This is a genomic window from Halobacterium wangiae, assembly GCF_021249345.1.
Lineage (GTDB): Archaea > Halobacteriota > Halobacteria > Halobacteriales > Halobacteriaceae > Halobacterium > Halobacterium wangiae.
Genome location: NZ_CP089588.1, coordinates 1,634,840 through 1,655,871 on the forward strand (window position 1 = coordinate 1,634,840; position 21,032 = coordinate 1,655,871).

Here is a 21,032-nt window from a genome sequence, read left to right on the forward strand (position 1 = left end):
CCTGTGCGCCTTCGGCGCGTAGTCGCTCGTCGGCCTCCGCTCACTGCGTTCGCGGAGTGAACTGCTCGCCTCGGGCTCTTCGAGCCGCTCACGGGTCGCGAATGCTCGCAGTTGGTTCGTCAGTTCTGACTCAGCTTCTCGGCCCGTCCTTCGGCTTTCGCGGTGACCTCCGGACGCGCCTCGAAGTCGAACTCGACGGAGTCGCCGTAGGCGACATCGTGGACGGCGCCGTGGTCGTGGCACCACGAGACGAACGCGTTGCCGTCGTCGGAGTTCGGGACGGCGAGCGAGACGCGTTTGCGGTCGGGGAGCGCGTCGAGGAGCGAGTCCCGGAGGTCGTCGATGCCGTCGTCTTCCGTGGCGCTCGTGACCACAGGGTCGTCCACGAGGTTCGCGACGAGGCGGCGCTTCGCGTCGAGATCGTCCGCGACGTCGCGTTTGTTCAACACCGGAACGAGCGTGCCGTCCCGATCCTCGAGTTCGTCCAGGCTCGTCTCGACCTTCTCTCGAACTGTCTCGGGTGGGTCGCTGGCGTCGACGACGAGCAGGACCGCGTCGGCCTCGCGTGCCGCGGCGAGCGTCGTGCGGAACGACGAGACGAGCCAGTGCGGGAGGTCGCTGACGAACCCCACGGTGTCCGTGAGGAGGACGCGCCGGTCGACGAGCGTGGCGCGCCGCGTCGTCGTGTCCAGCGTCTCGAACAGGCGGTCGCGGGCTGCCGCCGTCTCGCCCAGGTCGTCGTGGGCGTCCTCGTCGACGGAGAGGTCGTCGGCGAGCCGCTGCAGGAGCGTGGACTTCCCGGCGTTCGTGTAGCCAGCCAGCGCCACGAGGTCGAAGCCTGACTCGTGGCGGGCCCCGCGGACCTCGTCGTCCGCGTCGTCCAGCTTGTCGAGTCGCTCCCGAAGGTGTTTGATGCGCTGCTTGTAGTCCGCGCGCATCTGGGCTGCCTGGGGCTCCTCGCCGCCGCTCTTGAACCCGCGACGGCCGGAACTCTCGCCGCGGCTGGCCTTCGCCTGCGCCCGCGGGAGTTCGTACCGGAGTTCCGCTAGCTGGACCTCCAGGCGGGCGCGCTTGGTCTCCGCGCGCTCCGCGAAGATGTCGAGGACGAGGCGCGTCCGGTCGACGACTTCGGCGCCGACCTCGTCCTCGAGGTTGTACGCTCGGCCGGGGTCGAGTTCGTCGTCCACGACCACCACGTCGATGTCGTCGCGTTCGACGCGCCCGGCGACGTCCGCCACGGCGCCCTCCCCGAGGTCGTACGTCGGGTCGGGTGGGCGGACCTGCGTGCGCTCGCCGACCACCTCGAGGCCGGCGGAGTCGCAGAGGGCGCGGATTTCGGTCGTGTCTATCGGGTGCGATGCTGCGCGTTTCGCTACGAGTGCTGTGTTGCCGCGTCGTGACATGCGTGCGTGTGAGGGGGAGTCGAACGTCGGTGCACGTCGTGACGTCCGCGCGGGCGAGTCGTGCCAGCCCGCGGAACGAGCGAGCGGCACAGCCGCGAGCCGCACGCGGCGAATCCGAGAACGGCCGGAACTCCGGCCCGCCGGGACGGACGCCCGGCTAGTAGTCGAGGAGCATCGTCTGTGCCGACCGACGAGGACACGCGACAAAACAGTACTGGGGCCGTGCTACAGAGTCACGAAGTACGATTCGGCGAGCGAATCCAGGTACGTGCCGTCGAGCGGGCCGTTGCCGGGACTGCCGGTTCCGTTCCCGGGCACGCCCGTGCCGTTGCCGGGCGGCGTCACCGCGGGCCCGTCACCGAGCCCGTCACTCGCGTTTCCCGTCGTCACCGTCGTGTTGTCGTCGGTCGTGTTCGTGGCCGGACCGTCGGCCGTCGGGCCGTTCCCCGCTCCCGGGGTGCCGGTCGACGGTCCGCCACCGTTCCCCGGTCGGCCGGTCGACCGGTTCGCCGGCGGGCCGGCGATGTCGCGAGCGATCGCAGCCATCTCCGGGCCGGTGAGCTTCCCGGCGTCCTCCTGGAGGCGGCCGAGGGCCGCCGTGTCGACGTTCTTCGACGCCAGCGCGTCGGCGGGGAGGCCGCGGGCCGTCTCGGCTGTCCGGTTCGAGAGCCGCTCTACCGTCGAGATCTCGGTGGCGAGCTGCGCCATCTCACCGCGGAACCGCGACTGGGAGATGTCGCCGTCCTGTCTCGCGTCGAGGAGGTCCTGCTTGCGCTCACGCAGTTCGGCGAGCCGGGTCTCCAGGGCCTCGCTCTCCTCGGCGACTACCGACGCCTTCGAGGCGTTCGACTTCGCCGCGGCGACGCGGAGGCCGAACGACCGCTCGGCCACCTCGCCGGCGACTTCGGCGCCCTGCACGTTGACGACGCCGGCCAGCCGGGCGCCGGGCGCCGTCTCGTTCTCGCTCTCGTTGTTGTCGTCCTCCTGGACGTCGAACGTCGTTGCCGTGGTCGACGCCGCCGACGACTCGGCGGGTGACCCGGCGGCCAGCGGTGCGCCGGCCCCGACGACGACGAGTACAGCCACCAGCAGTACGGTCGCTCTCATCTTGTCCGTCCGTTGTGGCCTCCGGCCCTTATACCCGGGCGACCGTGCGCACGACTTGTGTGGGATTAACGCCGATTAACTCGGGTTAAGGAGTGGGAGTAGAGCGCGTCAGTCGGCCACTAACGCCGAATTCGCGCTGGGGTGTCAGTTCGTGTAGTAGTACTCGCCGTCGCGCTTCTGCTGTTTGTCCAGCTGGCTGCCGGGCTTGTTGATGCGCGGGCGACCGAGGTTCTCGTCGCGGCGGAACGTCACGTCGAGGTTCGCGAGGAACTCGTTCATCCCCGAGCGCATCGCCTGTGGCGTCGAGGCGCGGCCGTGCTGGGCGGGTTCGCCGTCGAACACCATCAGGCGGTCGGCGGCGAGGTCGACCATGTAGATGTCGTGGTCGATGACCATCACGGTGGTCTCGCGGTTCTCAGCGAACCGCCGGATGGCGCGCGTGGCGAGCACGCGCTGCTCGACGTCGAGGTGCGCCGATGGCTCGTCGAGGAGGTAGAGGTCGGCGTCCTTCGACAGCGTCGCGGCGATGGCGACGCGCTGGCGCTCCCCGCCCGAGAGGTCCGTGAGGTTCTGTTCCAGGATGCGCTCCAGCTGGAGCGGGTCGCCGATCTCCGTGTTCCAGTACGACGTGCCGAAGTCGTCGGTGATCGAGGAGAGGAACGCGTCGACGCGGATGTGCTGGTCGGCCTCCACGTACTGCGGTTTGTACGCGATGTCGAGGCCGACGTCGAGGCTGTCGGCGGCCTCCCCGCCGACGGTGGTGGGGTCGATGTCGCCGGCGAGCAGTTTCGCGAACGTCGACTTCCCGATGCCGTTCGGCCCGACGACGCCGAGCACCTCGTTGCGGTGGATGTCGCCGCCGTCGACGGTGAGCGTGAACTCGCCCTCGCCGTAGGACTTCTCCATGTCCGGGTAGGAGATGAGCGTCTCCTCGCGGGAGGCCGCCCGCGGCGCGTGCTCCTCGAACGTGATCGCCTCCGGGCGGATGCGCATGTTCTCGTTGTCGAGGTAGCCCCGGAGGTACTCGTTGATGCCGTTGCGCACGCTCTTCGGCGTCGTGACGACGCCGTAGACGGAGGGTTCACCGTAGGCGACGTGGATGGAGTCCGCGAGCATGTCGAGGACGGCGAGGTCGTGTTCGACGACGAGCACCGCGCGGTCCTCCTCCTCGGCGAGTTCGCGGACGATGCGCGCCGCGGTGACGCGCTGGCCGATGTCGAGGTACGGCGTGAGTTCGTCCACGAAGTAGAAGTCCGCGTCGCGGGCGAGCGCCGCCGCGAGCGCGACCCGCTGGAGTTCGCCGCCGGACAGCGAGTCGATGGACTGGTCCATCACCGGGCGGATGGAGAGGCGGTCGACGAGGTCGTCGAGGACGCCGCGCTCGTCCGTGCGTTCGAGCAGTTCGCGAGTCGTCCCGCCGAACTGCTCGGGGATCTGGTCGACGTACTGTGGCTTCTTCGCGACGCTGATCTCGTCGTCGCGGACCGCCACGAGGTAGTCCTGGAGTTCGGTGCCGCGGTAGGCGTCGATGACCTCCTCCCAGTCGGGCGCGTCCTCGTGGCGTCCGAGGTTCGGGGTGATCTCGCCGGCGAGCACGTTCACCGCAGTCGACTTCCCGATGCCGTTCGGCCCGAGCAGGCCGGTCACCTTCCCGGACTCGGGGACGGGGAGGCCGTACAGCGAGAAGGCGTTCTCGCCGTAGCGGTGGGTCGGGTCGTCCTCGAGTTCCTGCGGGAGGTTGATGATCTCGATGGCGTCGAACGGGCACTTCTCGACGCAGATGCCACACGTCTCCCCGAGGCAGATCTCCTCGGAGATGCGTATCTGGTCGGGGTCGCCCTCGTCGGCGTCGTCGCCGCGGAGTGTGATGCACTCCTTGCCCGTCCGGTTCGGGGGGCAGTAGTTCGCACACTCGTAGTTGCAGCGGTCGGGCTGACACCTGTCGAGGTCCACGACCGCGATGCTGTCCTCAGCCATCGCTACAGGCTGACGCCCTCGGAGAGGAGCACGCCCCACGTGATGAACCAGAGCGCGAAGGTCATGAAGAGGACGTAGACGTGGTCTTTCGTGGAGAAGTCCGCGATGTCGACGCCGAACAGCCGCATCAGGCCGAGTTCGACGGCGACCACGCCGAACATGACGAGCAGCCCCGTCCTGCTCGAGGGGTCGGTGACGACGGCCTCCGAGAGGAAGGCCGCCGCGACACCGCCCAGCGTGGCGATGGTGGTCACCTTCAGGCTCCGCCGGTGGGAGGCCTTCGGGTCCACAGTCTCTGTCATACAGGTTCCTCCGGGAGCCTCTGTCAAAAGGCGTTCGCTTGCCGTACGCGAGGGTCCGGACGTCGCTCTCACCGTGGGAGAGACTCCCGCAGTTTTAAGCGCCTGGGGTGTTTCGATTCGTAACGATGGCTGGAGACGATAGCGTCCTCGAGGACCTCCCGCCGAGCGCGAAGCTCGTCTTCAAGGTACTCGAATACGACGGCCCCCTCACCCAGAAACGAATCGTCGAAGAAACCATGCTCTCGGCGCGCACCGTCCGCTACGCGCTCGAGCGACTGGAGGACCGCGGCGTCGTCGACGAGGACATCTACTTCGCCGACGCCCGACAGAGCCTCTACCAGCTCACCTGCGAGACCGACGAGACCGGCGCGGAAGCCGACGCCGAAGCCGCCTAACTCTCGACTGCGACCGTCTGTTCTTCGCTACTGCTCCCCCAGTCGACAGTGACACGCTCCTCGTCCTCGCCGTAGACGGGCACCGAAATATCGACTGCCTCCCGTTCGCCGGGCGCGACGGCGACCGACCCGACGCCGAAGGCGCTGATCGATTCGGAGGTCGCTGCCGCGCGGAACGTCCCGCTGGCCCCACCGCTGTTCTCCACGGTCACGCTGACGGTCGCTTCGCTCCCCGTCTGGACGGTGTCGGATACCGAGACGTCCGTCACCGCGAACTCGGCCGGGTCGGCGAGGAACGCTAGCTGAGACTCGTCGAGTTCGACGTCTCCGACGGCACCACTCGGGGCGTCCACAGGGCCCGGCAACGAGTACGAAAGGACTCGCCGGTCCTCGGTGTCCCGGCGGTAGAAGACGGCGTTCGCACCCGTGCTCCCGGGGAGTTCGTCGGCGGGCCGGTGCGTCTCGCCGGCGAGCGAGAGCGCCGGCCGTTCGCCGTCGGCGACGAGCGCGAACACGAACTGCGGACCACTCCCCGTGACCGTGTACGCGTTGACGTGGGCGCCGGCGTAGAGGTAGGTGAACGACCGGCCGACCCAGACGTCGCCGACGACTGGATTCGGCGTGGTCGTCGTTCGCGTCGTCGACTCGTCTATTGTCGTGGAGGGTTCTGTCGTCGTCTGGTCCGTCGACGGGGTCGCCGAGTTGCCCGCGCTCGTACACCCCGCGAGCGCCCCGGTGGAGAGCCCGACGGCGGCAGCGAGGAACCTTCGTCGTCGCATTGTTCCAGTCGACTCGGCCGTCCGGTAAGTGCTTTCGGCCCCGCCGGACCGTCTCGTGGACTCTCTACTCGTTGGGGACGACGGAGACCATCTCCTCGCGGTCGATGGCGCGTTCGAGTTCCTCCGCGATGGCCGAGCCGCGGGACACCTTGATGTCGCCGCCGCGGCCGACCGTCGCCGTGAACAGGTAGTCGCCGTCGGCCTGCACTTCCACCGTCTCGCCGGAGCGACCGCCGTCCAGCGGGAGGATGATGTGCCGCGAGGTGATCTCGGGCGTGACGATCTGGCCCGCGGGCTCGGGGTTGTCACCGCCGCCGCCGCTGCCGCCGGCCACCTGGCCGGGGCGCTCGTCGAGGGTCCGCACGTCGATGTTGATGCCGAGGCGGTTCTCGATGTCCGAGATGCGGCCGCCGCCCTTCCCGATGACGTGGCTGATCTCGTCGTCGGAGACGTACACCACGGCGTCGTTCGGGCCGCGGATGTCGACCTCGACGGGGCCGCGGGTGGCGGCCTGGATCTCCCGCTCGACCTCCTGTTTCGCGAGGCGGTCGACGCCGGAGTCAGACCCGCTGCCGCCGTTCTCGTCGAGGGGCACCGTGACGACCTGGCGGTTGAACGTGTAGATCTCGTAGGCGGGGGTCTGCGTGGCGAAGTCCCGGACCTGGATGACCGGGCGCGCGAGGTCCTCCTCCATCAGGCCCTCGGGCACCTTCACCTCCGTCGTCACGTCGTAGACGGTCTCCACGTCGCCCTCCTCTATGTAGACGACGGTGTCGACGATCTGGGGGATCATCCCGAGTTCGACGCGGCCGACGAGACGCTGGAGCGCGTCGATCGGGCGGGTGGCGTGGACGACCCCGACCATCCCGACGCCCGCCAGTCGCATGTCCGCGAACACCTCGAAGTCGTCGGTCTTGCGGACCTCGTCGTAGATGGTGTAGTCCGGGCGCACCATCAGCAGCGAGTCGGCGGTCTTCGCCATGTCACCGCCGAGTTCCGTGTACTGGGTCACCTCGTTGCCGACCTGGAGGTCCCGCGGTTTCTCCATGGTCTTCACGACGTTGCCGGCGTCGGAGAGGAACTCCGCGACGGCCGTCGCGAACGTCGACTTCCCGGCGCCCGGCGCGCCCGCGATGAGCACGCCGCGGTCCCGTTCGAGCAGGCGCTCGCGGAGGTCGTCGGCGTGCTCGTAGTCGTCCATCGTCGTCTTCACGATGGGGCGGACGGCAGTGATCTCGATGCGCTCGGAGAACGGCGGTTCGGAGACGGCGATGCGCATGTCCCGCACCTGTGCGATGGTCATGCCCTCCTCGGACAGTTCGACGAACGCGTCGTCGGCGCGCTTGGCGGTGCTGATGATCTCGTTGGCGTGCTCTTTCAGCGTGTCCGTGTCCAGCACCTCGTCGGCGACCTCCTGGTAGGTGATCTCGCCGACCTCGCCCCGCTTGGCCATCGGCACCAGGCCGTCCTTCAGGTGGACGCTCATCGTGAGGTCGTCGAAGTACTGCTCGATGGCGAGTTCCCCGAGGTCGTACTCGAGCGGTTCGAGGTACTCCACCTCGATGCCCTTCCCCTTCGCGACCTCGGCCTGCACGATGTCGCTGGTGACGAAGACCGCGTCGTACTCGGCGGCGACGTCCCGGATGATGGCGTCGATGGCACCCGCGGAAGCGCGCTTGATGTCCTCCTCGGTGGCCCGTTCGCCGACGTACACGACCTCGACGTCGCCGTCCTCTGCCAGTTCGACGAGTCGCTGGAGCTCCTCCAGTCCGTCCCAGCCGGTCTGCCGGCCACTGTTCGCCTGCGCTTCGATCTCGCCGACGACCGCCTCCGGTACGTACACCGTGGCGCCCGCGTAGTCCCCGTCGACGACCCGCTCTGAGATGCGGCCGTCGACGACGACGCTCGTGTCGGGAACGACGTTCATTGGCTGGTGGTAGTCCCGGCGCACAGATAAGGGTGTGTGACATCCTCCCCGCCGTGAGCGGCAGGGCTTCCCGTACCGCGTTGGGATATTTACGGTTTGCAGATGCTCGCTTGTTCAGCGAACGTCCCCTGTCCACTACTCGGGTCGTGTTCTCCACGACGGAACAGGTTGACCACAGGGCGTGCCACACGCCCGCTACTCCTATCCACAGAGGGATTCAGAGTTACCTTTTCTGCTTGGTCTAACCGACGGCGAATGTTCTCTGCGCCATTCGAGTCGGCGTTCATCACGGCGTCACACCCACGACAGATGTACAACCCACGCTCGACGCGATTCGCCTCGCGTTTCTGCCCGCAACACGAACACGTCTTCGACGTGTCTCGCTCGCTCACCGTGACCACGGCGATGCCTTCGGCTTTCGCCTTGTACGTGAGCAGGTTCGTGAAGCGGTCGAACGCCCACCCGTGCAGGCCTTCGTTGCCACGGTCGCCCCAGTTCCGAGCCTCGCCAGTCTCGTCGTCTTCACGGATGCCCTCGAGGTTGCCGACGGCAATCGTTCCGACACCTCGTTCGACGCACTCTGTGAGGATGTGTCTGGTGACGGCGTGCAGGTAGTGCGACCGGCGCTCCGAACGCTTCCGGCGAAGCCGGAGTGCTTTGTTCGACCGAGGTGAGTTGCACTTCGCTATCTCCTTGGCGAAGTACCGTTCGTCGGTCTTGAGAGCGTTCCCCGGATACAACTCGTGGTCGTCCGTGGAATACGAGACGGCGGCAAAGTTCTTGATACCGAGGTCAATACCAGCGGTTTCGTCGCCGGGAGACCGGGCCTCGATTTCGTGTTTACACACGATGTGGAGTTCCCATTCGTCACCATTCCAAACGGCTCGAACTTGGGGGATGTTCTCAACGACCACGTCTGGTCGGGTTTCGATGTCGCAGAGGATGAAGTCCGACCAGTGGTCTTTCAGGTTCCGGCCTTTGGAGAGTCGAATTCGGTTGTTCTTCGCGTCGTGTTTGAAGCCGTCTTCTTTGAACGTGACCGTAGAGCGCGGGTGGTCGTCGCCGTTCTTTCTGTACTTTGGTGGGTTTGCGCGGTCGTCCCCGTTTCGGCGCTTGGCGTACCAACCACGGAATGCTTCAGCGAGTTCTTCGATGACTCGCTGACTCGACTGAGAATTGAGGTCGGCGTAGCGTTCGTGGGTCTTCAGGTATGCCTTGAGCGGGCCATCATCGGGGATTGTCCCTGTTTCGTTCCAGATACGGTCGCACGTCCAGCGAGCGATGTTCCAGAGTTTCGAGGCGGCAAACCCGAGCGAGTCCAAGTCACCCTTGACCAGTTGCTGGTTCTGTATGGAAGCAACATAGGTGCGAGCGACATGAATCGCCATACATAGTCCGTGTAATTAATCTTACTTAATGCTGTGGATTGTGTAGGCAGTGTCGGATTCACTCCCGCCGTGAACGGCAGGATTCTCTCCTCGAATCAAGATAGACGGGGGCGGCCCCCCGCCGGACGACGCCGGGGGCTAAGTTCCTCCGTCCCGTCGCTCCGGTGTGAACGTCCGCACGCTGACCGAACGTCTGGTCTCGATTCCGAGCCACGAGGACGAGACGGCCGCCGGCGACGCCGTCGAGTCGTGGCTCCGCGAGCAGACGGACGCCGACGTGACCCGGGACGGCGCGGGCAACGTCCTGGCGTGGCGCGAACGGGACGCCGACGGCCCGTCGCTCGCGCTCGTCGGCCACCACGACGTCGTGCCGCCGGACGAGAGCCAGACCACTGACGGTGGCTACGTGTTCGAGGGGCGCGACGGCCGCCTCTACGGCCGCGGCACCGCGGACATGAAGGGCGCCGTCGCCGCGATGCTGCTCGCGTTCCGGGACGCCGACCCGGAGTGCCCGCTCGCGTTCGCGTCGTTCGTCGGCGAGGAGACCGGCGGCGAGGGCGCGCGGTACGCCATCGACGACGGCTTCGCGCCCGACCGGGCGCTCGTCGCCGAGGGGTCGACGGGCTACTCCGCGCCGGGCGTCCTCGACGTCGCGGTGGCGCACAAGGGGCGGCGCGCGAGCACCGTCACCGCGGAGGGCGCGGCCGCTCACGCCAGCGAACCCGAGGCGGGAGAGAACGCCATCTACCGGGCCTGCGACGCCGTCGACGTGATCCGCGACCTCGACGCCCCGAGCGCCGAGGTGTTCGGGGAGACGCTGTCGGGGAGCGTCGCCGTCACCGAGATCGAGGGCGGGTCGGCGTGGAACGTGATTCCCGAGGCCTGCGAGGTGACCGTCGACGAGCGCACTGTCCCCGGCGAGCGCGCGGCACTCGACGAGGTGGAGGGCGTCGAGGGCGTGACCTGGAGCGTCGACCAGGACCTCCCGCCGATGGCCTGCGACGACGAGGCGTTCGTGGAGCGCGCGCTCGACGCCGTCCGCGAGGTTCAGGACGGTGCCGGCGAGCGCGTGAGCAAGCCCCACGCGACGGACGCGGGGTGGCTCGCCGACGCCGGCGTGTCGTGTCTCGTCTGCGGGCCTGCCGAACCCGGGGAGGCCCACACCGCCACGGAGAGCGTCTCTCTCGACGTGCTCGACCGGTGTCGTCGCGTCTACCGGCGACTCGCGAGCGCGTGAGCCGGGTAACTCGTGGTCCGGCGGTAGCGACGGACGGCAACCCTCTTGGGGCCACGGGGTGACGTGGGCATATGGCGACAGAGGTTACGACGGAAGCCCCGGAAGCGTACGACGCCCTCCTCGACCACTACGAGCAGTTGTCGAACGTCAACAGCGCGAACATGCTGCTCTCCTGGGACCAGGAGGTCATGATGCCCGAGGGCGGGACGCCCGCCCGCTCCCAGCAGAAGTCCGCGCTCTCCTCGCTCTCCCACGACCTCCTCACCGAGGACCAGGTCGGCGAGTGGCTCGACGAACTCGACGACGCCGACCTGACCGGCGAGCAGGAGGCGGTCGTCCGAGAGATCCGCCGCGAGTACGAGCGCGCCGACCGCGTCCCCAGCGACCTGGTGGCCGAGATATCCGAGACGACCTCCGAGGCGCTCCCGAAGTGGAAGGAGGCCAAAGAGGAGGACGACTTCTCCATCTTCGCGCCCGTCCTCGAGGAGCTCGTCGAACTGAAGCGGGAGTACGCCGCGCACATCGACGACGAGGCCGACCCCTACGAGGTGCTGTTCGCGGACTACGAGCCGTACCTCGACCTGGAGACGGCCGAGCGCGTGCTCGAACGCCTCCGCGAGGAGCTCGTCCCGCTCGTCGAGGACATCCGCGACAGTGACGTCGAACTCGCCGACCCCTTCACCGGGGAGTTCGACGTGGACACCCAGGAGGAACTCGCGCGGGACACCCTGGACACGCTCGGCTACGACTGGGACCACGGCCGCCTCGACACGGCACCCCACCCGTTCTCGACGGGGAACCAGTTCGACGCCCGTGTCACCACGCGGTTCGCCGCGGACGACCCCCTCGGCGCGCTCACTTCGACCATCCACGAGTTCGGCCACGCGCGCTACACGCTCGGCCTCCCTCGCGAGCAGTACGGCAACCCGCTGGGCGAGTCACGTGACCTCACCGTCCACGAGTCCCAGAGCCGCCTCTGGGAGAACCACGTCGGGCGCTCCCGGGTCTTCTGGGAGAAGTTCCTGCCCGCGATGCAGGAGCGCTTCCCGCAGGTCGCCGAGGCCACGCCGGAGGACGCCTACGAGGCCGCCAACGAGGTGTACGAGGACAACCTCATCCGCGTCGAGGCGGACGAACTCACCTACCACATGCACATCGTCGTCCGCTTCGAGATCGAGCGCGAACTCATCGAGGGCGACCTCGACGTCGCGGACGTCCCCGAGCGCTGGAACGACAAGTACGAGGAGTACCTCGGCATCCGCCCCGACACCGACAGTGAGGGCTGTCTCCAGGACATCCACTGGAGCCACGGCTCGTTCGGCTACTTCCCGACGTACTCGCTGGGCAGCGTGCTCGCCGCCCAGATCTACGACGCCCTCGAAGCCGACGTCGGCGACGTCGAGGCGAAGGTCCGTGAGGGTGACTTCGACGTCATCGCGGAGTGGCTCGAGGAGCACGTCCACCGCCACGGCGCCCGCTACACCACGCCCGAACTCGTCGAGGAGGCGACTGGCGAGGCGTACAACGCCGACCACTTCGTCGACTACGTCACCGAGAAGTACACGGAACTGTACGACCTGTAACTCGACCTCGTAGTAGCTCTCTCACGCGCTTCCTTCTCGTCTGACGACGCCTGAAAGCCCTCGGCTGGGTACGCTCCCGCCGCTCGCTGCGCCCTTCGCTCGCGGTGCTCGCTTCGGTACTTGCGTCGCGGGGGTTCGCGTACCCAGCCTCGCCCTTTCAATCCGTCAGGAGGCTGACTGTGTCACCGGCCGCGTCACTTCCTCGCACGGTCACCGAAAACTTATGCCCGACTCGGCGGCGAGTGCTCGTATGCCTGGACCAGTCTTCCTCTCCGGCGACGAGGTAACTCTCCGACCGCCCGAGCGCGAAGACCTCGACGCGATTCACGAGTGGATGAACGACCCGCGCGTCTGGCGGCCGGCGCTCGACTCGAAGCCGATGAACGCAGAACTCGGCGAGGAGTTCTTCAAGAACGTGCTCACCACCGAGGACGGCGTGCAACTGCTCGCGTGCGTGGACGAGGACCCCATCGGCCACGTCTCGCTGACGGGCACTCAGTACGGCCCGACGGCGACCGACCGCGCTCGCGGCAGGGAACTGGCCTACCACCTCGACCCCGAGTTCCACGGTCGGGGATACGGGACGGACGCGACGAGCACCCTGCTCCAGTACGCCTTCGAGGACCTGAACCTCCGGCGCGTCGAGGCGAACGTCGGCGCGTTCAACGACGCCTCCATCGCCCTCCTCGAATCGCTGGGCTTCGAGCGCGAGGGCGCCCGGCGCGAGGCCGCGTACTACCGCGGCGACTACTACGACATGCTCACGTACGGCCTGCTCCGCGAGGAGTGGGACGGTAGCGACTGACCGCCCACCTGAGAACCACCGGTGTCGGACGTCTTTTCCTGCTGCCGGACCCACACGTGAGTATGCGCGCAGCCATCTACCAGGGGCCGGGCGAGATAACCGTCGAGGAGGTACCGAAACCGGAGGTCGAGGCGCCGACGGACGCCGTCGTGCGCGTCACGCACACCGCCGTCTGTGGCTCCGACCTCTGGTTCTACCGCGGGGACAGCGACCGCGAAGCCGGGTCGCCGGTCGGGCACGAACCGATGGGCATCGTCGAGGACGTCGGCGACGACGTCACCTCCGTCGAACCCGGCGACCGCGTGCTCGCGCCGTTCGCCATCAGCTGCGGGGAGTGCGAGTTCTGCCGGAAGGGCCTGTACACCTCCTGCGTGGAGGACGAGTCCTGGGGCGGGGACAACGGCGGCGCGCAGGGCGAGTACGTGCGCTGTCCGTTCGCCGACGGCACGCTCGTCCGGGTGCCCGACCGGCACGCCGACGACGAGGACACGCTCGAGGCGCTCCTGCCGCTGACGGACGTGATGGCGACCGGCCACCACGCCGCCGTGAGCGCGGGCGTCAGCGAGGGTGACACCGCGGTCGTCGTTGGCGACGGAGCGGTAGGGCTCTGTGGCGTGCTCGCCGCCCAGCGCCTCGGCGCGGAGCGCGTCGTCGCGATGGGTCACCACGAGGACCGCCTCGAACTCGCCGAGGAGTTCGGCGCGACGGAGACCGTCGCCGCCCGGGGCGACGAGGCTGTCGAGCGAGCGCTGGAACTCACGTACGGCGGTGCGAACCACGTGATGGAGTGCGTCGGCGCGGCCACCGCGATGGACACCGCCATCTCCGTCGCGCGGCCAGGCGGCACCGTCGGCTACGTCGGCGTCCCCCACGGCGTCCAGGCGGGCGGCGGACTCGACGTGTTCTCGCTGTTCACCGACAACATCGCGCTGAACGGCGGCGTCGCTCCCGTTCGGGCGTACGTCGAGGACCTGCTGGCCGACGTGCTCCAGGGCACACTCGACCCCTCGCCCATCTTCACGAAGACGGTGGACCTCGAGGGCGTCCCGGAGGGCTACCGCGCGATGGACGAACGCGACGCCATCAAGGTCATGGTGAAGCTCTGAGCGGTCGGTCGGTGCCGCGCAGTCCCAGTTTTCCGGTGGGCGAGCTTTGACGTACTGACAGGACACAGTGGGGGCGTATGGCGACAGAACCCCCCGAGGCGTCCGAAACGGACGCCTACGAGGCCCTCGAAGAGCGGACGAAACGACTCTCCTACCTCGGCGACGCTCGCGGCGTCCTCGCGTGGGACCAGCGCGTGATGATGCCGGAGGGTGGCGCGCCCGCCCGCGGCAAACAGCTGTCGGCGCTGTCGACGGTGAGCCACGACCTGCTCACGGACGACGAGGTCGGCGAGTGGCTGGACGAACTCTACGGCCGCGACCTCGACGCCGACCAGCAGGTGCTCGTCCGGGAACTGCGCCGGCGCTACGATCGCTCGGACCGCGTGCCCAGCGACCTCGTCGCTGAGTTGACCGAGACGCAGTCCGACGCCCAGCAGGTGTGGGAGGACGCGAAGGCCGACGCCGACTTCTCGCAGTTCGCGCCGACGCTCGACGACCTCCGCGAACTCCACGTCGAGCGCGCCCGCCACATCGACGACACCGCCGACCCCTACGCGGTCATGTTCGAGGACGGCGAACCGTACCTCCCCCTGGAGCGCGTCGAGGAGATCTTCGACACGCTCCGCGCGGAACTCGTCCCGCTCATCGCGGGCATCAAAGATAGCGACGCCGAGTTCACGTCCCCCTTCGCAGGTGACTACGACGACGACACCCAGATGGAACTCTGCCGCGAGATCGTCGACCGACTGGGCTACGACTGGGACCGGGGCCGCCTCGACACGGCGCCCCACCCGTTCATGGTCGGCCCGCAGTTCGACGCCCGCATCACGACCCGGTTCAAGTCCGACGACCCCGTGGACGCGATGCTCTCGACCATCCACGAGTTCGGCCACGCGAGCTACCAGCACGGCCTCCGCGACGACGCCTACGGCCTGCCGCTCGGGCAGTCCCGCTCCTCGGGCGTCCACGAGTCCCAGTCGCGGTTCTGGGAGAACCACGTCGGGCGCACGGAGGCGTTCTGGGAGTACGCCGCGCCGTTCGTCAACGAGCACCTCGGGACGGACGCCGCCCCCCGGGAGGCCTACGAGGCGGTCAACCGCATCTACCCGGACAACTGCATCCGGGTGGAGGCGGACGAACTCACCTACCACATGCACATCATCCTCCGGTCGGACGTCGAGAAGGCATTCGTCGGCGGCGACCTGGCTGTCGAGGACGTCCCCGAGCGGTGGAACGACCTGATGGAGGAGTACCTGGGTGTCCGCCCCGCGGACGACGCGGCGGGCTGCCTGCAGGACATCCACTGGACTGGTGGCTTCGCGTCGTTCCAGAACTACACGGTCGGCAGCGTGCTCGCCGCCCAGCTCGACGCGACGATGCGCGAGGACCTCGACGTCGACGGCCTCGTCTGCGAGGGCGAGTTCGCGCCCATCCGCGAGTGGCTCACCGAGCACGTCCACAGCCACGGCCAGCGGTACACGACCGACGAACTGATCGAGGTGGCCACGGGCGAACCGCTGACTGCGGACTACTTCGTCGACTACGCACGCGAGAAGTTCGGGGACATCTACGACCTCTAGGTCCCCGGCCAGCCCGGCCCGCATCTGTCACCCCGGTAGTTTCAAGTAGTGGTGTGGCATAGCATACCACGTATGTCGAGCGCATCGACTCCGGACGACGACTCCCTTCTGGACGACTTCCTCGAACAGCGCGGTCACGAGACGGCGACCTGGGAGCGAAACTACAACAAGAAGCAGTGTCCGGAGTGCAGTGGTCTCCACGACGTAGACGCGACAGACTGTGGCGTCTGTGGGTGGTCGCCGTAACGCGGCACACCCCGACTCGCTCTCCGAACGCACCGACACCGACCGCTTTTCGCGTCCGTCGACGCCCGCCAGCGCCTGCTATGGCGGTCAGTCCGTCTCCCCCTCGCCGACCTGCTCGCAGCGTGCGAGCCAGACCTCCTCGAACGTCCCGGGTTCGACGACGCGGCCCGCGAGGTCCCCGATCTCCCGGACGCCTTCCTCCTCGCACCACTCGATAGCGGCCTCGTAGACGTCGAAGTCGTACGCCTCGCGGACTGCATCGTCCCGCTCGACGCGGAGTTCGTCGACCCCGGCGAGGTGCGCGAGGAACGCTCGCGGCATTGCCGCTCGCGCGAAACGTGACCTCGCTGTGCTCGGTCACGCGGCCCTCGTGTGGCCGTCGGAGAGGTACCACTCGCCGTCGTACTCGAAGGCGGGGAGCGTGCCGTAGTTCGGCTCGTCGAAGTCGAACCACGTCGCGACGTCCGCGAGTTTCTCGCTCGAGAGGTAGAGCTACGTCGGGTGGAGGCCCGAAACCGGAACACTTCGCGTCATCCCAGGCTGGCGGTACTCAGTGGCGCGTGTAGACTCTTCGGGAGGTGTGCGATGGTTCCTCACGAGGCCGACTACGCGGCGCTCGCGCCGCTGCCGAGGACGACGACGGCGGCGCCTACGACGACGAGGAGCGCCCCCACCACCACACCACGCGTGACGCGCTCGAGGTCCCGCAGGAGCACCGCCGCGAACACCGTCGTGAACAGCGGCGCCGTCGCCGCCAGCGGGTCGACGACGGCGACCCGGCCGAGTTCCAGCGCCCCGAACAGTGCCAGCAGCGCCACCGCCGTCAGCGTCCCGCTGCCCGCGAAGTAGGCGTACGTCCGCCGCGGTGCCGAGAAGACGTCGCCACGCGCCGCGTACACCCCGTAGCCGACGAGGGCCACGAGCGCACCCACCTCGTTGAGTGCGACAGCCTCCAGCAGCGTCACGTCACCGAACGTCCTGAGGCCGTAGGCGCGAGCGACGTTCCCCACGCCGAAGAAGAACGCCGCCGCCAGCGGGAAGACGAGGTCCCGCGGGTCCCACCCCGAGAGGTCGCCGCCCTTTGACAGTGCGAGCACGACCAGTCCCGCGACCAGCACGAGGATGCCGACGCCGACGACTGGCTCGACGGCCTGCCCGAGGAAGGCGGCGGCGAGGACGGTGGCGAACAGCGGCCGCGAACTGATCCCCGCGGAGTTGATGCTGGCGCCGACCCGGTCGACGCCCGTGAACGTCGCGAGCCGACCCAGTGCGGTGCCGACGAGGCCCGCGCCGAGGAACACGGCAGCAGCCTCGGGCGTGACGGCGGCGAACGCATTCGTGCCCTGCAGGGCGAGCAGGGCGCCGGCGAAGAGGCTCGTGTCGACGACCACGACGGTCAGTGACGCCTGCAGGCTGGATCCGCCGGCCGCCATCCCTCGCTTCGACAGGACGGGGCTGAACCCCCACAGCACCGCCGGCACGAGTGCGAGTGCGACCACCGCCGTTTCGACCATCTGTCTCGGACCATGTGACTGCCGCCAAGAACGCTTGTGGTCGCGGCAGGGCCCCGCAGACCGCTGCCACGGCCAGCACGCATAAGTTCCGCGACGAGTAACGTGAGGCGGATCCATGCCGGAGTGCCAGAACTGCGATTCCTTCGTGACAGACGCCTACGCGCGAGTGTTCACGCCGACCGGCCAGGGCGAACCTCGCGTCTGCCCGAACTGCGAGGACAAGATCCGGGACGGTGCGGACGTCCGCGAGGCGCGGTCGACGCGCCGGACCTGACGAGCGCGACGAACAACCGGCGACTTCCTCCGTTCTCCGCGTCGATACTGCGGGCTAGTCAGTGGTTACGTCGGTCCTGGTGGGTGGACGACGCGGCGACGCGTTCCCGGGAGAAACCGCGGTCTACGGCCGACGCTGCCGCGTAGGGTCGGCCTGTTCGGGAGTTACCGAGCGGCGAACTCGTCCGGCCCTGCCGCCGACCTGTCGCCCGAATTTAGTTTCCTCGGACAGTATCAGGCCAGTAGAATTTCAAGCGGTTTATACCAGTTCGGCTCCTTTAGAACAACAATGACGGACTCGGAGCCGGAAGTCACGCGGCTGTTCGGTGGTCCGGGGAGCGGGAAGACGACCGCGCTCCTCGACCACGTCGAGGAACTTCTTGAGGAGGACGACGTAACGGTCCGGGACATCCTCGTCGTGTCGTACACACGTGCCGCCGCGGCAGAGGTCCGCGACCGACTCGCGGAGCGACTCGACGTGAACCCGCGGTCGCTGCGGGGCAACGTCGCCACGATGCACGCGAAGGCCTACGAACTGCTCGGGCTCTCGCGTGGCGACGTCGTCGGCGAGGACGACAAGGAGGACTTCTGCGAGGAGTACGGGATCCCCTTCGAGGACGAGTACGCGTCGGGCTCCCGGCGGACCGCTCGTTCGACGACGCTCGGCAACAAGGTCATCGCCACGTCCCAGTGGCTCCAGCGAACCCGACGCGACGTCTCGGACTGGTACGACGTGCCGTTCCGCTGGAACGACGAGGAGGTCCGCCTCCCGCCGGAGATCGACGACAACGCACAGACCGGCAACAAGTACACGCCGACGTGGCCCTCCACGGACGAGCGCTACGACATCCCGGAGGCCATCCGGGCGTGGCGCGCGTACAAGGGCGAGAACGAACTCGTCGGCTTCGCGGACATGCTCGAACGCGTCAAGCAGCGCTCGCTACTCCCGGACGTCGACTACCTCGTCATCGACGAGTTTCAGGACATCACGAGCCTGCAGTACGACGTCTACGAGGAGTGGCGTCCGCACATGGAGAAGGTGCTCATCGCGGGCGACGACGACCAGGTCGTCTACGCGTGGCAGGGTGCGGACCCGGAACTCCTGCTCAACACCCACGTCACCGACGACGTGGTGCTGCCGAACTCCTACCGCCTGCCGTCCCAGGTGCTCCAGGTCGTCCAGCAGGAGATCAGCCACATCGAGACGCGCCAGGAGAAGGACCTCAAACCCCGCAAGGAGGGCGGGAGCGTCGAGGCAATCGACAGCCCGTCGATGCTCGACCTCGTGCGGAACGTCCGCTCGACCGTCCAGCAGTCCGACGACGAGACGGTGATGGTGCTGTTCCGCGCTCGCTACCAGCTGTTCGACTTCGTCGACGAGTTCATCGGCGAGGGCATCCCGTTCAAGGCGCTCACCGACCAGCGCATGTGGACCGACCGGCTCCAGCAGTACATCTCCGCCGTGGAGGCCCTGGAGAACGACGACCCCATCGACGGCCTGCAGGCCCGCCGCCTGATGGACATGCTCCAGGACTCGGCGTTCGGCACCCGCGAGCGCAACGACCTCCGGGAGGCCATCGACGAGGCCCAGGGCGAGGACACTGACCTCACCGACCTCACGTTCACCGCGGAGTTCATCCGCGACTACGTCCCGTTCGTCCCCGGCCCGTCGGCCGCCGCGGACATGCTCCGGAAGGTCACGCGCTACCAGCGCCGCAGCATCGACGCCTACTTCCAGGGCGAGTACCGCGGCATGGACCCCGAGCGCGTACGCGTCGGCACCATCCACTCCGCGAAGGGTCGCGAGGCCGACCACGTCTTCCTCTCGACGGACCTCACGGAGAAGGTCGTCGAGCAGATGGCGGCGACCGCCGACCCCGAGGACATCCCGGAGGGCGTGGAGTTCACGAGCAAGACCAGCCCGGTCCCGATCCTGACGGACAACGAGCGCCGCGTCTTCTACGTCGGCATGAGCCGTGCCCGCGAGCGCCTCGTCATCCTCCAGAACCTCATCGGCGGCGCGCCGACGCTGCCCATCGACGTGCTGCTCTACGGCGAGCAGACCGGCCAGACTCTCGAGGACGCCCTCGAAGCCGACACCCCGGTCCAGCTCCCGTGAATGCGGACGGCGCCCCTCGACGACGCGCTCGCCGACGCGGGCGCTGACGCCTTCGTCTTCGTCGGTCCACCCGGCGACCCGCTCGTCCACTACCTGAGCGGCGCCTCCCTCCCGTGTCGCGCGGCGGTCGTCTACGCGGGCCGCGTCGCCGTAGTTCCCGAGCAACTGCTCCCCGACCACGTCTCCGTCAGCGCGGACGCGACCGTCCTCGACGCCGAACCGACGCCCGCCACGCGTCTCCCCGGCCTCGTCGGCGACTCCGTACTCGCACCGCGGACGCTCCCCCACGACGCCGCGCTCTACCTGGAGGGGGACGGCGTCGACGTGGCGTCGACCACCGCCCACCGGCGCGCGAGAGCCCGGAAGACGGACGCCGAACTGACCGCTATTCGAGACGCGCAGGCCGCCGCCGAGACGGGGATGGCTGCCGTCGCGGCGCTACTCGCCGGCGCGGACGGCGACCCGCTGGTCGATGAGGAGGGCGAGGTGACTGCCGAGCGCGTGCGCCGCACCGCCAACGCCGCGATGGCCCGGGACGGTGCGGCGCCGGAGACGGTCGTCGGCGGAGACGGCGCGCTCTCGGCGACGGAACCGGTCCCGGTTCGCGTGACGCCGCGCTCCGGCGGCTACCACGGTCTGCTCGCGCGGACGTTCGTCGCGGACAGCGACGGCGGGTGGGAGCGCCGCGCAACGCTCGCCTGCGAGTACGCCGTCGACGCGGGAATCGACATCGTCGAACCGGGCGAGACGACCGTCGCGGCCGCGGAGAGCGAGGTGCTCGCGGAACTCGGGTCGTACGGCTTCCCGCCGGAAGCCGGGAGCGCGAGCGTCCACGGCGTCGGCCTCGACGCGCACGAGGCGCCGACCGGCGACGCCACGCTCGAAGCGGGGGCGGTGCTCGGAGTCGCGGCAGAACTCGACGACGAGGGAGCGGTGTGGATCGCTGACCTCGGCGTCGTCACCGAGTCGGGCGTCGAGCGCGTTGGCGAGTTCCCGCGGTCGGTGGTGCCGCGAGCGGACTACTGACCGTCGTCCTCGGGGTCCTCGGCGACGGCGTCGACGGTCTTCTGGACGGCGAGAATCGGGACGTCCGTCGGTGTCGTGACGTACCGCTCGAAGAGGAGGATGCCGGCGGCGAACCCGAGGAACACCAGGCCGGTGAGGTCGCCCGCGAGCAGCGTCTCGACGCCGAACAGCGCGGCCGGGGCGGCGAACGCCAGCGCGACGGCGAGGGTCACCATGTCGAGGATGCGCACGTCAGACAGTGGGCGCTCGGGACGGATAAGCGTCT

Annotated in this window: 20 protein-coding genes; 10 read left to right on the forward strand and 10 right to left on the reverse strand. The window is 68.4% G+C overall.

What is annotated here, in order from left to right; genetic code table 11:
- Positions 1-119: 119 nt before the first annotated feature.
- The 4 genes from hflX to LT965_RS08875 form a co-directional block, all read right to left on the reverse strand.
- Positions 120-1,403, reverse strand: a complete 1,284-nt coding sequence (hflX, locus tag LT965_RS08860; RefSeq protein WP_232700405.1) for a GTPase HflX — start codon at positions 1,401-1,403, stop codon at positions 120-122.
- Between the two features lie 225 nt (positions 1,404-1,628).
- Positions 1,629-2,510 carry a hypothetical protein gene (locus LT965_RS08865; protein WP_232700406.1) on the reverse strand — a complete coding sequence of 294 codons (882 nt, stop codon included), beginning with the start codon at positions 2,508-2,510 and terminating at the stop codon, positions 1,629-1,631.
- 144 nt (positions 2,511-2,654) lie between these two features.
- Complete coding sequence (locus LT965_RS08870; RefSeq protein ID WP_232700407.1) at positions 2,655-4,487, reverse strand: ribosome biogenesis/translation initiation ATPase RLI; 1,833 nt, start codon at positions 4,485-4,487, stop codon at positions 2,655-2,657.
- Between the two features lie 2 nt (positions 4,488-4,489).
- Positions 4,490-4,789 carry an EMC6-like membrane protein gene (locus tag LT965_RS08875; protein ID WP_232700408.1) on the reverse strand — a complete coding sequence of 100 codons (300 nt, stop codon included), beginning with the start codon at positions 4,787-4,789 and terminating at the stop codon, positions 4,490-4,492.
- Positions 4,790-4,914: 125 nt separating this feature from the next.
- Here LT965_RS08875 and LT965_RS08880 point away from each other — a divergent pair, with 125 nt between their 5' ends.
- On the forward strand, positions 4,915-5,184 hold the full coding sequence (locus LT965_RS08880; RefSeq protein ID WP_232700409.1) for a helix-turn-helix transcriptional regulator: 270 nt from the start codon (positions 4,915-4,917) through the stop codon (positions 5,182-5,184).
- Here the strand turns inward: LT965_RS08880 and LT965_RS08885 are convergent.
- From LT965_RS08885 to LT965_RS08895, 3 genes are all read right to left on the reverse strand, one after another.
- On the reverse strand, positions 5,181-5,963 hold the full coding sequence (locus LT965_RS08885) for a hypothetical protein (protein ID WP_232700410.1): 783 nt from the start codon (positions 5,961-5,963) through the stop codon (positions 5,181-5,183). The two genes, LT965_RS08880 and LT965_RS08885, sit on opposite strands and share 4 nt — an antisense overlap.
- Before the next feature lie 64 nt (positions 5,964-6,027).
- Positions 6,028-7,890, reverse strand: coding sequence for a PINc/VapC family ATPase (locus LT965_RS08890; protein ID WP_232700411.1), 1,863 nt, complete (start codon positions 7,888-7,890; stop codon positions 6,028-6,030).
- A gap of 89 nt (positions 7,891-7,979) precedes the next feature.
- Positions 7,980-9,278 (reverse strand): RNA-guided endonuclease InsQ/TnpB family protein, encoded by a 1,299-nt coding sequence (locus tag LT965_RS08895; RefSeq protein WP_232700412.1) that lies wholly within the window; start codon positions 9,276-9,278, stop codon positions 7,980-7,982.
- A 166-nt stretch (positions 9,279-9,444) separates the two neighbouring features.
- On the opposite strand from LT965_RS08895, the gene LT965_RS08900 reads away from it, so the two are divergent.
- The 6 genes from LT965_RS08900 (at position 9,445) to LT965_RS08925 (ending at position 15,835) form a co-directional block, all read left to right on the forward strand.
- Positions 9,445-10,515, forward strand: a complete 1,071-nt coding sequence (locus LT965_RS08900; protein WP_232700413.1) for a M20 family metallopeptidase — start codon at positions 9,445-9,447, stop codon at positions 10,513-10,515.
- Positions 10,516-10,586: 71 nt separating this feature from the next.
- A complete protein-coding gene (locus tag LT965_RS08905) occupies positions 10,587-12,098 on the forward strand; it encodes a carboxypeptidase M32 (RefSeq protein WP_232700414.1) in 1,512 nt (503 codons plus the stop codon).
- A 250-nt stretch (positions 12,099-12,348) separates the two neighbouring features.
- Positions 12,349-12,903 carry a GNAT family N-acetyltransferase gene (locus LT965_RS08910; RefSeq protein ID WP_232700415.1) on the forward strand — a complete coding sequence of 185 codons (555 nt, stop codon included), beginning with the start codon at positions 12,349-12,351 and terminating at the stop codon, positions 12,901-12,903.
- A 62-nt stretch (positions 12,904-12,965) separates the two neighbouring features.
- Positions 12,966-14,009: a zinc-dependent alcohol dehydrogenase family protein gene (locus tag LT965_RS08915; RefSeq protein WP_232700416.1), complete on the forward strand. Its 1,044-nt coding sequence runs from the start codon at positions 12,966-12,968 to the stop codon at positions 14,007-14,009.
- 77 nt (positions 14,010-14,086) lie between these two features.
- On the forward strand, positions 14,087-15,589 hold the full coding sequence (locus LT965_RS08920) for a carboxypeptidase M32 (RefSeq protein ID WP_232700417.1): 1,503 nt from the start codon (positions 14,087-14,089) through the stop codon (positions 15,587-15,589).
- Between the two features lie 72 nt (positions 15,590-15,661).
- Entirely contained in the window at positions 15,662-15,835 is a 174-nt protein-coding gene (locus tag LT965_RS08925; protein ID WP_232700418.1) for an HVO_0416 family zinc finger protein, read from the forward strand.
- A gap of 87 nt (positions 15,836-15,922) precedes the next feature.
- On the opposite strand, the gene LT965_RS08930 is transcribed toward LT965_RS08925, so the two are convergent.
- Together LT965_RS08930 and LT965_RS08935 are read right to left on the reverse strand one after the other, a co-directional pair.
- The gene (locus LT965_RS08930; protein ID WP_232700419.1) at positions 15,923-16,156 is read right to left on the reverse strand and encodes a hypothetical protein; all 234 of its coding nucleotides are present in this window, start codon (positions 16,154-16,156) and stop codon (positions 15,923-15,925) included.
- Positions 16,157-16,440: 284 nt separating this feature from the next.
- On the reverse strand, positions 16,441-17,349 hold the full coding sequence (locus tag LT965_RS08935) for a DMT family transporter (protein WP_232700420.1): 909 nt from the start codon (positions 17,347-17,349) through the stop codon (positions 16,441-16,443).
- 115 nt (positions 17,350-17,464) lie between these two features.
- Between LT965_RS08935 and LT965_RS08940 the strand changes: the two genes are divergently transcribed.
- The 3 genes from LT965_RS08940 to LT965_RS08950 all read left to right on the forward strand — a co-directional run bounded on the left by LT965_RS08940 (position 17,465) and on the right by LT965_RS08950 (position 20,767).
- Positions 17,465-17,623, forward strand: coding sequence for a DUF7563 family protein (locus LT965_RS08940; protein ID WP_232700421.1), 159 nt, complete (start codon positions 17,465-17,467; stop codon positions 17,621-17,623).
- A gap of 288 nt (positions 17,624-17,911) precedes the next feature.
- The gene (locus tag LT965_RS08945; protein WP_232700422.1) at positions 17,912-19,741 is read left to right on the forward strand and encodes a UvrD-helicase domain-containing protein; all 1,830 of its coding nucleotides are present in this window, start codon (positions 17,912-17,914) and stop codon (positions 19,739-19,741) included.
- Entirely contained in the window at positions 19,742-20,767 is a 1,026-nt protein-coding gene (locus tag LT965_RS08950; protein WP_232700423.1) for a M24 family metallopeptidase, read from the forward strand.
- Here the strand turns inward: LT965_RS08950 and LT965_RS08955 are convergent.
- Positions 20,761-20,997, reverse strand: a complete 237-nt coding sequence (locus tag LT965_RS08955) for a DUF7533 family protein (RefSeq protein ID WP_232700424.1) — start codon at positions 20,995-20,997, stop codon at positions 20,761-20,763. The genes LT965_RS08950 and LT965_RS08955 overlap by 7 nt on opposite strands.
- Between the last annotated feature and the right edge of the window lie 35 nt (positions 20,998-21,032).